Source organism: Cupriavidus gilardii (assembly GCF_013347325.1).
Classification (GTDB): Bacteria; Pseudomonadota; Gammaproteobacteria; order Burkholderiales; family Burkholderiaceae; genus Cupriavidus; species Cupriavidus gilardii.
The window spans coordinates 245,159-258,963 of record NZ_CP054624.1 but is presented as its reverse complement, the minus strand read 5'-3'; the positions used below and the strand labels follow the sequence as shown (position 1 = coordinate 258,963).

The 13,805-nt window shown below is 62.2% G+C and carries 16 protein-coding genes and 1 tRNA gene; 6 read left to right on the top strand and 11 right to left on the bottom strand.

Going from position 1 to position 13,805, the window contains the following annotated elements:
• Positions 1-106: 106 nt before the first annotated feature.
• Positions 107-331, top strand: a complete 225-nt coding sequence (locus tag FOB47_RS01190; RefSeq protein ID WP_053822632.1) for a hypothetical protein — start codon at positions 107-109, stop codon at positions 329-331.
• Positions 332-344: 13 nt separating this feature from the next.
• On the opposite strand, the gene FOB47_RS01185 is transcribed toward FOB47_RS01190, so the two are convergent.
• From FOB47_RS01185 to FOB47_RS01175, 3 genes are all read right to left on the bottom strand, one after another.
• Positions 345-1,598, bottom strand: a complete 1,254-nt coding sequence (locus FOB47_RS01185; RefSeq protein WP_174779708.1) for a type II toxin-antitoxin system HipA family toxin — start codon at positions 1,596-1,598, stop codon at positions 345-347.
• Positions 1,598-1,873, bottom strand: coding sequence for a helix-turn-helix transcriptional regulator (locus tag FOB47_RS01180; protein WP_174779707.1), 276 nt, complete (start codon positions 1,871-1,873; stop codon positions 1,598-1,600). The genes FOB47_RS01185 and FOB47_RS01180 overlap by 1 nt, the downstream gene beginning before the upstream one ends.
• Before the next feature lie 478 nt (positions 1,874-2,351).
• Positions 2,352-3,236 carry a glycosyltransferase family 2 protein gene (locus FOB47_RS01175; RefSeq protein WP_174779706.1) on the bottom strand — a complete coding sequence of 295 codons (885 nt, stop codon included), beginning with the start codon at positions 3,234-3,236 and terminating at the stop codon, positions 2,352-2,354.
• Positions 3,237-3,409: 173 nt separating this feature from the next.
• On the opposite strand from FOB47_RS01175, the gene FOB47_RS01170 reads away from it, so the two are divergent.
• Positions 3,410-3,643 (top strand): DUF2164 family protein, encoded by a 234-nt coding sequence (locus tag FOB47_RS01170; RefSeq protein ID WP_174779705.1) that lies wholly within the window; start codon positions 3,410-3,412, stop codon positions 3,641-3,643.
• 78 nt (positions 3,644-3,721) lie between these two features.
• Here FOB47_RS01170 and FOB47_RS01165 read toward each other — a convergent pair whose 3' ends face one another.
• Positions 3,722-4,285: an ureidoglycolate lyase gene (locus FOB47_RS01165; protein ID WP_174779704.1), complete on the bottom strand. Its 564-nt coding sequence runs from the start codon at positions 4,283-4,285 to the stop codon at positions 3,722-3,724.
• 202 nt (positions 4,286-4,487) lie between these two features.
• Between FOB47_RS01165 and FOB47_RS01160 the strand changes: the two genes are divergently transcribed.
• Both FOB47_RS01160 and FOB47_RS01155 read left to right on the top strand, forming a co-directional pair.
• On the top strand, positions 4,488-5,819 hold the full coding sequence (locus FOB47_RS01160) for an MFS transporter (RefSeq protein ID WP_174779703.1): 1,332 nt from the start codon (positions 4,488-4,490) through the stop codon (positions 5,817-5,819).
• Positions 5,820-5,949: 130 nt separating this feature from the next.
• Positions 5,950-6,645, top strand: coding sequence for a FadR/GntR family transcriptional regulator (locus tag FOB47_RS01155; RefSeq protein ID WP_174779702.1), 696 nt, complete (start codon positions 5,950-5,952; stop codon positions 6,643-6,645).
• An 85-nt stretch (positions 6,646-6,730) separates the two neighbouring features.
• Here FOB47_RS01155 and FOB47_RS01150 read toward each other — a convergent pair.
• The 6 genes from FOB47_RS01150 to petA all read right to left on the bottom strand — a co-directional run bounded on the left by FOB47_RS01150 (position 6,731) and on the right by petA (position 11,077).
• Positions 6,731-6,806, bottom strand: a tRNA-Thr gene (locus FOB47_RS01150).
• A gap of 80 nt (positions 6,807-6,886) precedes the next feature.
• Entirely contained in the window at positions 6,887-7,381 is a 495-nt protein-coding gene (locus FOB47_RS01145) for a ClpXP protease specificity-enhancing factor (protein WP_006575791.1), read from the bottom strand.
• 54 nt (positions 7,382-7,435) lie between these two features.
• Positions 7,436-8,047 (bottom strand): glutathione S-transferase N-terminal domain-containing protein, encoded by a 612-nt coding sequence (locus tag FOB47_RS01140; protein ID WP_006575790.1) that lies wholly within the window; start codon positions 8,045-8,047, stop codon positions 7,436-7,438.
• Between the two features lie 236 nt (positions 8,048-8,283).
• On the bottom strand, positions 8,284-9,027 hold the full coding sequence (locus FOB47_RS01135; protein WP_006575789.1) for a cytochrome c1: 744 nt from the start codon (positions 9,025-9,027) through the stop codon (positions 8,284-8,286).
• Positions 9,028-9,053: 26 nt separating this feature from the next.
• Positions 9,054-10,457 (bottom strand): cytochrome b, encoded by a 1,404-nt coding sequence (locus tag FOB47_RS01130; protein ID WP_174779701.1) that lies wholly within the window; start codon positions 10,455-10,457, stop codon positions 9,054-9,056.
• Positions 10,458-10,459: 2 nt separating this feature from the next.
• Positions 10,460-11,077, bottom strand: a complete 618-nt coding sequence (petA, locus tag FOB47_RS01125) for a ubiquinol-cytochrome c reductase iron-sulfur subunit (RefSeq protein WP_053822640.1) — start codon at positions 11,075-11,077, stop codon at positions 10,460-10,462.
• Between the two features lie 232 nt (positions 11,078-11,309).
• Between petA and mscL the strand changes: the two genes are divergently transcribed.
• Positions 11,310-11,741 carry a large conductance mechanosensitive channel protein MscL gene (mscL, locus tag FOB47_RS01120; RefSeq protein WP_053822641.1) on the top strand — a complete coding sequence of 144 codons (432 nt, stop codon included), beginning with the start codon at positions 11,310-11,312 and terminating at the stop codon, positions 11,739-11,741.
• 46 nt (positions 11,742-11,787) lie between these two features.
• Here the strand turns inward: mscL and FOB47_RS01115 are convergent, their stop codons facing one another.
• Positions 11,788-12,534 carry a Nif3-like dinuclear metal center hexameric protein gene (locus FOB47_RS01115; protein WP_053822642.1) on the bottom strand — a complete coding sequence of 249 codons (747 nt, stop codon included), beginning with the start codon at positions 12,532-12,534 and terminating at the stop codon, positions 11,788-11,790.
• Between the two features lie 19 nt (positions 12,535-12,553).
• Here FOB47_RS01115 and FOB47_RS01110 point away from each other — a divergent pair, with 19 nt between their 5' ends.
• Positions 12,554-13,744, top strand: coding sequence for a Do family serine endopeptidase (locus tag FOB47_RS01110; RefSeq protein WP_174779700.1), 1,191 nt, complete (start codon positions 12,554-12,556; stop codon positions 13,742-13,744).
• Positions 13,745-13,805: the final 61 nt, after the last annotated feature.

Sequence of the window (13,805 nt, the reverse complement as noted above, 5' to 3'; positions counted from 1 at the left end):
TGGCGCAGTGTAGCAAACCGGGCGCGGCCGCCGCACCCGATTGGTGCGGGCGCGGTATCATCATGCCCCTCGCCTCCGGGCCAATTTCCGCTTGCCGAATACCACCATGAGCCCCAAACCCGCCCGCACGCTGACCTTCAAGTGCAAGAAGTGCAACAAGCCCGTGACGCTATATCTGCAGAAGGTCTCCGCCTGCTCGCATATCACGCCGTACCAGGGCTTCTGCAAGTGCGGCGAAATGATGCGCCACGCGACCGGTGACAAGGATGCGGTCGCGTCGTTCGTGGAGTCGAACGATATTCATTGGGCGCATCATCACCATCATCATTGATGGCACGCCAGGTTCAGGACGCGATACGAGCGGAGACCTTCCGCGTCGTCGACTGAATGAATCGCGCGAGGCGATCCGCGAGATCGCGCGCGCCATGCGGCAACGAGGGCAACGTCTGCTCTACCGCCCGCGCCACGGCGCCGGGCATCTTCTGCGCCAGTTCGGCCGCCTGGTTCAATACGAACCGCGGCTGCATCCCGAGAGTTTCCGCCATTGCCACGACGTGCTGGCGCCCTATCTCGCCCGGCCGATTTTCCCCACCGATCGAAAAAGCGAACTCGCCTGACAGGCCGGCATACAAGCGGGTGCACATCAGATCGTAGAACGGGGTCAATCTCACGCCATGTCCGGGCAGCAAGTACAGCGACAGGTTCTTCGCGTGGCTGTCGTTGTTGCCGACGTACAGGTTGAAGAAGATCCAGTTCAGGAAGTTTCGCAGGTCCACTGCTGACTGAACGCTGCGCTGCCGTATCAGAGCGGCACAGGCCGCAATACCCGGTCCTCCCTCTTTTTCGTACTTCCGGTCGGAAACGGTACCGGCCAATTGGCACAGATCGTACTGGACCAATCGTTCCAACACTCCATCCGGCCGCTGGTATCTGTCAAAGCGCCGCACCACGCAAGCTCGCGTCATCGGCTCATAAAAGACATCGGCGGTAGGCAAACCACATTCGGCCGCAATCCGCATCACGATGGTCTCATTCGCGGCGGAGTGCCATACCTTGGCAAGACGCTTGATGTCCGGCTTCAGGATGTGCGTCGACGGCGCGATGCCTCGAGGAAGGCGCGGCACGCCGTCATCGAAGATTGCGAGGCTGGTCTTGTCCTGGGCACCGGCAAGGGAAATGCGCGCTCTCGCGCCTTTCAGATCGACCGCTGCCGCAGACGGCTGGCTCAGCGCCTCGCCCAGCGCTTGCCATGACGTCTTCTGATACGTGGGCGGTTTCGGCGCGTCGCCTTCCGGCACGATGACGAAGGCGCCAGCCGTATCCCCGGCGAACTCGAGCAGCATTGAAAACAAGGTCGATGCCTTCTTCTGCTGCGCGAGATAGTCGCGCAACTCGCCTTCGGGCAGCAGGTTCTCGAAGAACGCCTGCACCACCTCGGTGTCCTGCTGCCCTGGTATCAGCGGAATGGCGGCGACCTGGAATTGAACTTGCCGGCCAAGCCACGCCGGCGAGTAGGCGAAAGCCAAAGGCGCGGTATCGTAAATGGTCCCGACCACTTCATCGCCCAACAGGACGCTAAGCCGCTCTGGCCGGACCATCACAAGCCTCCACTTGTCTTCGGCTTCACCACTATTTCCAGACCGAGCAAGTCCATCAGGTCGAGAACCTTCTGCAATTGGACGGTTGGCTTGCCCCTCTCGAGGTCGACGACAAAACGGTTGCCAGTGCCGCCGAGTCCAGCGAGATCGGTCTGCTTCAGTTGAAGCTGTTCGCGACGTTGGCGGATGGCGGCGCCGAGTTCGGTTGAACTGCGGATGGCGACGGCGCCGGCTTCAAAGTTACCGATCGGGAAGTCCAATGCCTTTTTCGCCATATAACATCCATCGAATTACCGTTCGGTAATTTTTGCGCCAAACCGGACTATCGTCAAGCGGCGAATTACCGAGCGGTAATCTGCTGCACGCGCACCGCCGGGTATCAAGCCCCACACGCCGGTCGAGGTCAATGGAATCGGCACCGGCATCATGCTGATCAAGCGCGGTGTGTTCGAGCGAATGGCCGCAGCGTACCCGGCCGCGACCATGAAGTCGCCCGATCGCTCAAGCGATGAACGGATCCACGTGTTTTTTCGATCTCGGAGGAGACGAGCATGGTGACATGCTGTCGGAGGATCTGATGTTCTGCAAACGATCGAGACTTGGGCGGCAAGGTCCATGGGGCGCCGTGGTTCGATGCGCGCCATATCGGCAGCCATGAATTCCGGGAAGCCTGTTCGATATCGCGGCCGTGTCAGGCGTGGCCCTTTGATCTGAGCGGTGGCTCTGCCACCGCGACGGAACGTCCTGCACCGTTCAATCGAACGCCTGCACCGCCAACAGCAGGATCACCGCCAGATAGCCAAGATGCATGCGCGTGCGCTGCCGCTTGTAGCGCCGCACCACGTCGGGCAGGAACAGTTGCCGCGCCGTCTTGAAGCTGGTGATCGGATCGTCCACCACGTCCGAATAGACGTCGGTATTGTTGCGATAGATCGTCGCCAACGACTCGCGCTCATGGCCGCCCGATAACTGCTGCGTCGTTCGCGAGCGCTTGCTGATGCGGTAGTAGAACAGCGGCGCATCGATCCGATGCACCTTCGCTTCGGAGTCCAGCAGCCGGATATAGAACTCCCAGTCCTCGAAGCCGTGCTTCATCGCTTCGGAATAGCCGCTGGTCCGGTCGTACAACGCGCGCGGGTAGACCGCGCAGTTGTGGATCATGTTCTCGAATCGCAGCCGTTGATAGCTGTATTCGGGCAAGCGCCATTTGCCCTTCTTCGCGCCAAATCGCTTGACCTGGCAGTAGACCAGCGCGGTATCCGGCTGCTTGCGGAAATGCCGGATCGCGCGGCGCAGGTAGTCCGGATGGATCTTGTCGTCTCCATCGAGCGGCACGATGTATTCGCCGCCAGTCAGCCGGATGCCGAGATTGCGCGCCGACGCCACGCCGCCGTTCTGCTTGCGGATATAGGTGAAGCGGCGGTCCTTCTGCACGAAGGCCTGCACGCGCTGCGCGGTATCGTCGGTGGAGCCGTCGTCGACCACGATGCAGCGCCAGTGCCGGTAGGTCTGGCGCTGCACCGATTTCAGCGTGTCGGCGATCACGGCCGCCTGGTTGTAGCAGGGGACGATGATGGAGACTTCGGGCGGCGAATCGGTGTGCGGACGGCGGATTCTGGAAAGAGACTTCAACAGCATTAAAGGGGAAAGCGGATTCTGCGGTTGGGGCCAATGATCGCATACCCCCCGTGACGGGCCCGGAAATCTGGCATCGGCGTTCGACGCGCTTGGGTGGTTTGCCGCCCCGATCCGTCAGTTCGGCTCGATGGATTACATTCCTGAACTCGACCGAGGAGACACCGAGGAGTCCCATGCAAAACGACAATTTCGACCTGATCAAGTTTTCTTCCGCAGTCCGGGATCTGCTCGACAGCGAGCTTCAGATATCCGTCGGCAATATGGAAGTCGTCCCCTTTGCCGAGAAGCTGTACAAGCTGGTGCGATCACAGGCCTACAACGAAGGCGTGCTCGACGCGAAACGCGTGATGGAGCGCAAGCTGACGGATGTTTCCGAGCAGCTGGATATCTTGCTGCAGTATCAGTAGCGCAACACTTCAAAGCGAAGGCAAGGTCCCCCTCGCCTTTCGCTTCCCTCGATTACGACCAACGATACAACCGGCAGCTCAGAACAGCGTGGCTTCGGTTGCCGATGCCCGTTCCCACCCGGTCTGCTGCAAGGTCAGCCACAGCGTGGCGCCCCCCGCCAGTTCGAGCTCATCGCAATTGTTCCCCGGCCCGCCACGGTCCACGACGATGAACCGCGCCACGCCTTCCGTCACGATCAGCGAGTGGTGCCACACGCCCTTTCGATAGTTGACGCCTTGCCGGCCGTTGGTGACGAACGCCCGCACTGCCTGCGGCGCAATCGTGTCGCCCGGCGGCGCCACCACGACGAGGAACGGCACATTCCCCAGCGGAATAAATGCCTGACTGCCGAGCGGGTGCCGCTCGAACGAGGTCAGCGCCAGCGGCAGCGCATAGGGCTGCGACTCGAACAGATTGATCAGCGGCCGTCCGTCGTTCGTGGATACGTCCACTTCGGCAAGGTCGTGAAAGCGATGGCACATGCCGCGGTTGATCGCGATGGGCGCGTGGCCATCGCTTTCGATGACGTCGCCGAACGGCGCGAAGGCGTCGGCGGTCAGCGGTTGCGCGATCAGGGGCAGTGAATCGGTGAGCAGCGGCATGGCAATTCGGAGTCGGGTTCGCATACTGGTCTTACCAGTATTACGGTATGAGCGTCCATTGTCTACGCACGCTGGCAACGGGTAAATGCCGATATATACGCAGATCGGCAAGAAGTTATCGTTGCGCCCTGACGCGTAAATCATACTGGTAATACCAGTTGAGATTCGACCCGGTGACACAACAAACACGAGGAGACTTGCCATGACACCCTACCAAGCCGGCCAGGCAATAACGCCGGCAGCCGAGGCCGACATCCCGGCCGTCGCGCAAGAAAACGCGCTCTACCGCAAGGTGGCATGGCGACTGCTGCCGTTCCTGATGCTGTGTTACGTCGTTGCGTATCTTGACCGCGTCAACGTCGGCTTCGCCAAGCTGCACATGCTCGCCGACCTGCAGTTCAGCGAAGCCATGTACGGCCTGGGTGCGGGCCTCTTCTTCATCGGCTACTTCTTCTTCGAGGTGCCCAGCAACATGCTGATGCACCGGATCGGCGCCAAGGCGACCATTTCGCGCATCATGATCACCTGGGCGCTGATCTCCGCCGCGATGATGTTCGTCACCACGCCGACGCAGTTCTACGTGCTGCGCCTTCTGCTCGGCGCCGCGGAAGCCGGCTTCTATCCCGGCATGATCCTGTACCTGACCTACTGGTTCCCGTCGCATCGGCGCGCCAGGATGGTCGCGCTGTTCATGTGTGCGATCCCGGTGTCCGGCATCTTCGGCGGGCCGCTGTCGGGCTGGATCATGGAATCGATGCAGGGCGTATCGGGGCTGCGTGGCTGGCAGTGGATGTTCCTGATCGAGGCGATCCCGTCGCTGCTGGTCGGTGTCGCGGTGATGTTCTACCTCGACAACAACATCCGTTCCGCGAAGTGGCTGACCGAATCCGAGAAGGCCGTGCTCGAACGCAATATCGCGAACGAACGCCAAACCAAGGACGCCCATCCGACGCTGCGCGCGTTGTTCGCCGATACGCGCATCGTCAAGATGGCCTTCATCTGCTTCTGCACGGTGATGGGCCAGTACGGATTGACCTTCTGGCTGCCGACGCTGATCAAGCAGTCCGGCGTATCCGGCGCGCTGCATATCGGCCTGCTGACCGCGGTGCCGTTCTCGGTCGCGGTCTGCTCGATGATTCTGGTCAGCCGCAGCTCCGACCGCATGCGCGAACGGCGCTGGCATCTGATCGTGCCTTTCGGCTGCGGCGCTGCGGGACTGATGCTCAGCGCCGTGTTCAGCGACAACGTGGCGTGGTCCCTCGCCGCGCTGGCACTGGCCGCCGGCGGCAGCCTTGCCACCTCGCCGCTCTTCTGGAGCCTGCCGACCGCCATCCTGTCGGGCGCTGGCGCGGCCGCGGGCATCGCGATGATCAACTCCTTCGCCAATCTCGCCGGCTTCCTGAGCCCCTACATGATCGGGCTGATCAAGGACGCGACGCAGAGCACCAACCTGGCGATGTTCGTCCTCGCCGGCGTGCTGCTGATGGGCGCCCTGCTGACGTACACGGTGCCTGCCAAGCTGGTCAACAAGTAGGCGTCCGCGGCGCGGGGGACGGGGCGACGCTCGGGTACAATCGTTGGCCTGAGCGGCGCCCCTTCCGCTTCGTTGCGCGACGAGTTCGTCCGCTGCTGCCTCGGCGCTCTTCCTCGTTCAGACATCAGGCATGTTCAATTCGACCGCAGTCGCCGCCAATGCCGCCCGGCTGATCCAGCAGTGGATCAACGACGGCACCTACCCCGCCGGCTCGCTGCTGCCCTCCCAGCGCGAGCTCTCCGAGCGCCTCGGCATCAGCCGCACCTCGCTGCGGGAAGCGTTCTCGACCTTGCAGGGATTGGGTCTGATCGTGCCGCGCCCCGGCAAGGGCGTCTACGTCGCCGAAAACCCCTCGCCCTCCGCCCAGCCCTGGCGCTTCGCCGATTCACACTCGCTGACCGACATCTACCAGCTGCGCTTCGCGCTGGAAAATTTCACCGCGCGGCTCGCTGCATTGGTCGTCGAGCCCGCCGACATCGACGCACTGCGTGCCAATGCGGAAGCGATGCAGGCCTGCATCGAAGCATCGGACTTCACGCAGGCCGCGCAGCTCGATTTCGATTTCCACATGCAGATCATCGCGATCTCCGGCAATCGAGCGATTGCGGAGATTCTGCGCAACAGTGCGGAGATCATTCAGGAAAGCCAGCGCCTGCCGTTCTACAAGCGGGGTGCGCGACGGGCTACGTTCAACGAGCACACGGCGATCATCGATGCGCTGGCTGCGGGGGATCCTTCACTGGCGCAGCGGGCGATGGCCGAGCATATCGTTCAGGCGGCGCAGCGGGCGGGGGTGCATTTTCCGACGAGTTTGGATGGCAGATAAATGCGAGCGCCGTATCGGGATTGCCGTTTTGCAGGCTGAGAAACGAAAAAGGGTCACGCCGATATTCGCGTGACCCTTTGAGTTTTGGTGCCGGCTGCAGGACTCGAACCCGCCACCTGATGATTACAAATCAACTGCTCTACCTGATGAGCTAAGCCGGCATGAATGCAGACCGCGATTCTACTGCATGCGGGCTGCGTTGGCGATGGTTGACCGGCCAAGAATAGACCGGCCGAGGGACTTACTTGACGACCTTCAACGAAGGCTTGCGCGTGCCGATCCTCGGAACCGGCGGCGGATTCGGATCGTCGTCGTCCGACGCGTCGGCGCCGTCGGCTTGCGCGGCGCCGTCGCTTTCGACCGGGGCCAGTTTCGGCGGCGGATTCAGTTCGCGTTCGGTTGCAGCTTGGGTCTCCGGCACGCTGCGTTCGACCGGGAAGGCCATGCCCTGCCCGTTTTCGCGCGCATAGATCGCCAGCACGTTGTCGACCGGCACGTCGAGCTTGCGCGAGACGCCGCCGAAGCGGGCGCTGAAGCTGATCCACTCGTTGCCCATTTCCAGACCGCTGGTCGCGTCGAAGCTGACGTTCAGCACGATCTCGTTGTTCTTGACGAATTCGCGCGGCACGTTGGTGTTCGCGTCGACGAACACGGCGATATACGGAGTGAAGCCGTTGTCCGTGCACCATTCGTAAATCGCACGGATCAGGTAGGGCTTGGTCGAGGTTTCAGGCATAAGACTTCCAGTGGCGTCGCGCCGGTGGCCCGAGCGGACTCGGGCCGGGCCGGCTTAGCGGCGCATCACCTTTTCGGACGGGGTCAGCGCTTCGATATAGGCGGGGCGGCTGAAGATCCGTTCCGCGTACTTCAGCAGCGGGGCGGCGTTCTTCGACAGCTCGATGCCGTAATGATCCAGGCGCCACAGCAGCGGGGCGATGGCAACGTCCAGCATCGAGAACTCTTCGCCAAGCATGTACTTGTTCTTGACGAAGATCGGCGCCAGTTGCGTCAGGCGGTCGCGGATCGCGCCGCGGGCACGCTCGTGGCTCTTCTCGGCGGTCTTGCCCTTTTCGTTCTCCAGCACGTAGACGTGGGTGAACAGTTCCTTCTCGAAGTTGAACAGGAACAGGCGGGCGCGGGCGCGCTGGACCGGGTCGGCCGGCATCAGCTGCGGGTGCGGGAAGCGCTCGTCGATGTACTCGTTAATGATGTTGGATTCGTACAGGATCAGGTCGCGCTCGACCAGGATGGGCACCTGGCCGTAGGGATTCATCACCGAGATGTCTTCCGGCTTGTTGAACAGGTCGACGTCGCGGATTTCGAAGTCCATGCCCTTTTCGAACAGGACCAGGCGGCAACGCTGAGAGAACGGGCAGGTGGTGCCCGAATACAACACCATCATGGTTGGGATTCCTTGGAGGCGGCGCTAGGCCGAAGTTGGGTCAAACATTCTGTCAGAACCCACCATCGGAAAGCAAATTCGTTACAAATAGCGTAACGGAATGTCGGATCGGTGGCTTGGCGGGAGGCGCATGCGGCGCGACCATGCCGAATCCATTTCATCCCGTCACAAAGGAAAAAGGGCCAGGCGGTGCCGCATACGCAACTCCGCACTAGCCCTCGGGCGGTCTACCGGGATTACTTGACGTCTTTCCAGTAGGCGGCGTTCAGGCGCCAGGCGAACACGGTGAAGATGCCCAGGAACAGCAACACCCACACGCCCAGACGGCGGCGATGGTTCTGCGCCGGCTCGGCCATCCAGTCCAGATAGGCGACCAGGTCGGCGACGGCGGTATCGTACTGCAGCGGCGTCATGCTGCCGGGCGTCAGCTGTTCGAAACCGACGAACTTGTGCACTTTCTGACCATGCTCTTCCGCCTCTGCGAACTTGGCGGCGCGCTGGCCCTGCAGTTCCCACAGCACGTGCGGCATGCCGACGCTCGGGAAGACCAGGTTGTTCCAGCCGGTCGCACGGGTGTCGTCGCGGTAGAAGGTACGCAGATACGTATACAGCCAGGCGTCGCCGCGGGCGCGCGCGATCACCGACAGATCCGGCGGCGCGGCGCCGAACCACGCCTTGGCGTCCTTCGGCTGCATCGCGATGGTCATCGTTTCGCCGACCTTGTCCGCGGTAAACATCAGGTTTTCGCGGATCTGCTCCTCGGTCAGGCCGATATCGCGCAGCCGGTTGTAGCGCATCATCGACGCGCCGTGGCAGTTCAGGCAGTAGTTGACGAACAGCTTGGCGCCACGCTGCAGCGAGAACAGGTCGCTGGTATTGACCGGCGCCGGCTCGAGCGGATAGCCCCCTTCGGCGGCGATGGCGGGCGCACCGGCAAAGCACGCGCCGGCCAGCGCGAGAATGGAAAGCAGCTTTTTCATCGTTGTTCCTTGTCCTTGGGCCTGGCTTAGTGGTGCTTGAACGTCACGCGGTCGGGCACCGGCTGGAAGGTGCCGACGCGGCTCCACAGCGGCATGGTCAGGAAGAAGGCGAAGTACAGCAGCGTACCGAGCTGCGACACCTTCTCGCCGATCGGCGACGGCGGCTGCACGCCGAGGTAGCCCAGGATCAGGAAGAACACGACGAAGACCATCAGGATCGTCTTGTGGAAGGCCGGACGGTAACGGATCGACTTGACCGGCGAATGGTCGAGCCAAGGCAGGAAGAACAGGATGATCACCGAACCGCCCATGATCACCACGCCCCAGAACTTGGCGTCGATGAAGTAGAAGCCCAGCGCCAGCAGCACCGCAATCGCGACCGCGATTCCCTTGACCTTCAGGCTCTTGCTGCGCAGGAACAGGATGCCCAGCAGCACCGCGAAGAAGATCCACAGGATCGGCAGGAAGTTGGCCGTGGTGGCACGCAGCATCGAATAGAACGGCGTGAAGTACCAGACCGGCGCGATATGCGGCGGCGTCTTCAGCGGATCGGCCGGGAAGAAGTTGTTGTGTTCCAGGAAGTAGCCGCCCATCTCGGGGAAGAAGAAGATCACGGCCGAGAAGATGAGCAGGAACACGCCAACGCCCATCAGGTCATGGACCGAGTAGTACGGGTGGAACGGGATGCCGTCGACCGGCACGCCGTTTTCGTCCTTGTTGGCCTTGATCTCGACGCCATCGGGGTTGTTCGAGCCGACTTCGTGCAGCGCGATGATGTGCGCGACCACCAGTCCCAGCAGCACCAGCGGCACCGCGATCACGTGGAACGAGAAGAAGCGGTTCAGCGTCGCGTCGCTGACCACGTAGTCACCGCGGATGAACAGCGACAGGTCCTGGCCGATCACCGGGATCGCCGAGAACAGGTTGACGATCACCTGCGCGCCCCAGTACGACATCTGGCCCCACGGCAGCAGATAGCCCATGAAGGCCTCGGCCATCAGCGTCAGGAAGATCAGGCAGCCGAAGATCCAGACCAGTTCACGCGGCTTGCGGTACGAACCGTACAGCAGCCCGCGGAACATGTGCAGGTAGACGACCACGAAGAACGCCGACGCGCCGGTCGAATGCATGTAGCGGATCAACCAGCCCCAGGGGACCTCGCGCATGATGAATTCGACGCTGGCGTAGGCCACCGGGATGCCGGCGGCGTTCAGCGTGCCGTCGGGCTTGTAGTTCATCACCAGGAAAATGCCGGTGACGATCTGGATCACCAGCACCAGCAGCGCCAGCGAGCCGAAGAAGTACCAGAAGTTGAAGTTCTTCGGTGCGTAGTACTTCGACAGATGGTCTTCCCACAGCTGCGTCGCCGGGAAGCGCGCGTCGATCCAGCCCAGCAGGCCGGTCGTCTTGACTTGCTTTTCCGCCGCCATGATCAAGCCTCTCCTTTTTCGTCTTTGCCGATCACGATCGTGGTGTCGGTGAGGAACTGGTATGGGGGAACGTCAAGGTTCTGGGGTGCCGGCTTGTTCTTGAAGACGCGGCCTGCCAGGTCGAAGGTCGAGCCGTGGCATGGGCAGAGGAAACCGGGGTCGGAACCGAGGGTGGGATTGGCGCCAGCCGCGAACGGGCCGGACGGGGAGCAACCAAGATGCGAGCAGATACCGACGACGACGAGGATGTCCTTGTGCTCGGGCCGGGAACGGGTTTCGTTCCTGCAGTACTCGGGAGTCTCCATCGTGAACGGGATTTCCGAGTTCGGGTCGGCCACTTCGGCGTCGGTCTTTTTCAGCGACGCGAGCATTTCGTCGGTGCGACGCAGAATCCAGACGGGCTTGCCGCGCCATTCGACCGTCATCATTTCGCCGGGCTTGAGCCCGCTGATGTCGGCCTCGACCGGCGCGCCTGCCGCCTTGGCCTTTTCCGACGGTGCAAACGTACTGACAAACGGCACCGCAACTGCCACTCCTCCGATGCCGCCAGCCACAGACGTCGCGATCAACCAGTTGCGACGCCCCTTATCCACGCTCTTCACGCTTTGCTGGTCATTCATTCCAAACCCCAGGGGAAGTCAATTTAGATTTTGCGTCAACCGTAAATTGTACCTTAGGCACATTGGCCAGTGAAAGCGCGGTTACCCGGGGGTGTTCGCTCATCGCGCGAGGGTGTAAGCAAGCGACATCAGTCTGCCGCAAAGCCGCGTCAGGCTTGCGTTTGCGGCATCGTTGCGGCAGTCTTGCGCTGCGGTCCGTGGTGAAAAATGAACAACAGCAAGGAGTTAAACCATGAGCATGATCTCGGAATTCAAGACCTTCGCGATGCGCGGCAACGTGGTCGACCTCGCGGTCGGCGTGATTATCGGCGCAGCTTTCGGAAAAATCGTGGATTCCGTGGTCAATGACCTGATCATGCCGCTGGTGGGCCGCATCATCGGCAAGCTGGACTTTTCGAATCTGTTCCTGGTGCTGTCCGACCCTCCAGCCGGAACGCCAATGACGCTCGATGCATTGAAAAAGGCCGGCGTTCCCGTATTCGCCTACGGCAATTTCCTGACCATCCTGGTCAACTTCCTGATTCTGGCCTTCATCATTTTCATGATGGTGCGAGCGATCAATCGCCTGCGCGCCGCCGAACCGCCGGCCCCGGCGCCGGAAGATCCGGAAGACATCAAGCTGCTGCGCGAGATCCGCGACAGCCTGAAGAGCAGCCGGGCCTGAGTGCCGTTGGTACCGGCCTGACGGCCGGCGCCCGGCGAGACGCCTTTTATACCGGGTTCGGAATGTCGATGAAGGTATGGCGCAGGCCGAACTGCTGCGCCAGATGCGTGCCGAGTGCCCGAATGCCGTAGCGCTCGGTGGCGTGATGGCCGGCGGCGATATAGCCGACGCCGCTCTCGCGCGCCAGATGGGTGGTCTGCTCGGACACCTCGCCGCTCAGATAGACATCGACTCCCGCGGCAATCGCTCCGTCGAAGTAGCCTTGCGCGCCCCCGGTACACCACCCCACCGTGCGTACCGGCTGATCGGGATCGCCGATCGCCAGCGGCTCGCGGCCGAGCACGCCCGCGATGTGGTCTGCCAGCATGCGCAGCGTCATCGACTGCGGCAACGTGCCGGTCCAGCCGAGCTGATCGTCGCCGAAGCGGCCGGTGGGATTCAATCCGAGCTCTCGTCCCAGTTGGGCGTTGTTGCCCAGCTCGGGATGGCCGTCCAGCGGCAGGTGATAGGCCAGCAGATTGGTGTCGGACACCAGCAGGCGGCGCAGCCGGCCATGCTTCTGCCCGATGACACGCGCGTCCTCGCCGCGCCAGAAATAGCCATGATGGACCAGGATCGCATCGGCGCCGGCTTCGATTGCGGCATCGAGCAAGGCGACACTGGCCGTCACTCCGGTCACGATGTGGGTGACTTCCGGCCGACCTTGTACTTGCAGACCATTCGGACAATAGTCCTTGTAGCGGGGCACTTCCAACAGGTCGTTCAAGTACAATTCAAGCTCTTTTGTTTTCATTTTCAGCCCAAACTCCAATATGTTGCGCCGCTTCTGGCTGTTCTTTGCCCAGGCCGTCACAGTTGTGCTGGCCATCTGGTTTGTCGTGGCGACATTGAAACCGGAATGGCTGCAACGCGGGCGCGTCGCGGTCCAATCCGGTTCGCCAATCGTCGCGCTCAAGGAAGTGGTGCCAAATGTCACCGGACCGTCGGCGGAACGCTCGTATAGCGAGGCGGCGCAGTTGGCGATGCCGGCGGTGGTCAATATCTTCACCAGCAAGAACGGTGCGCGGCGCGGCAATCCACAGGCCGACGATCCGTGGTTCCGCTTCTTCTTCGGTGACCGGCTGCCCGAGCGGCAGGAGCCGGTATCGAGCCTGGGCTCGGGTGTGATCGTCAGCGCCGAGGGCTACATTCTAACCAACCACCATGTGGTGGACGGCGCCGACGAGATCGAGGTCGCGCTGACCGACGGCCGCAAGGCCAACGCCAAGGTCGTGGGCTCGGACCCGGAGACCGACCTGGCGGTGCTCAAGATCACGCTGAAGGATCTGCCGGCGATCACGCTGGGACGCCTCGAGAACGTCAAGGTTGGCGATGTGGTGCTGGCGATCGGCAATCCGTTCGGCGTCGGCCAGACGGTGACGATGGGTATCGTGTCGGCGCTGGGCCGCAGCCATCTCGGCATCAATACCTTCGAGAACTTCATCCAGACCGACGCCGCGATCAACCCGGGCAACTCGGGCGGCGCGCTGGTCGATGCGCAAGGCAATCTGCTCGGCATCAATACGGCGATCTACTCGCGCTCAGGCGGTTCGCTGGGGATCGGCTTCGCTATTCCGGTGTCGACCGCCAAGCAGGTGATGGAGTCGATCATTTCGACCGGTTCGGTGACGCGCGGCTGGATCGGCGTCGAACCGCAGGACATGACGCCGGAGATCGCCGAATCGTTCGGGCTCGAAGCGAAGGAAGGCGCGCTGATCGCCGCGATCGTCCAGGGCGGCCCGGCCGACAAGGCCGGCGTACGTCCGGGAGACGTGCTGGTCGCGGTGCAGGATCAACCGATCACCGATACCACGGCACTGCTCAATGCCATCGCGCAGCTCAAGCCCGGTACGGAAGTGAAGATGAAGGTGGTACGTCGCGGCAAGCCGACCGAGGTGACGGTGATGATTGGCAGGCGCCCTCCTCCGCCGCGGCGCGTCCTGCCTTATGACGAGGAAGATTGAGGACGTTCTGAACGTTCGATGAACTGAAAAGCCCCTTGGTGATGCCAAGGGGCTTTTTTGT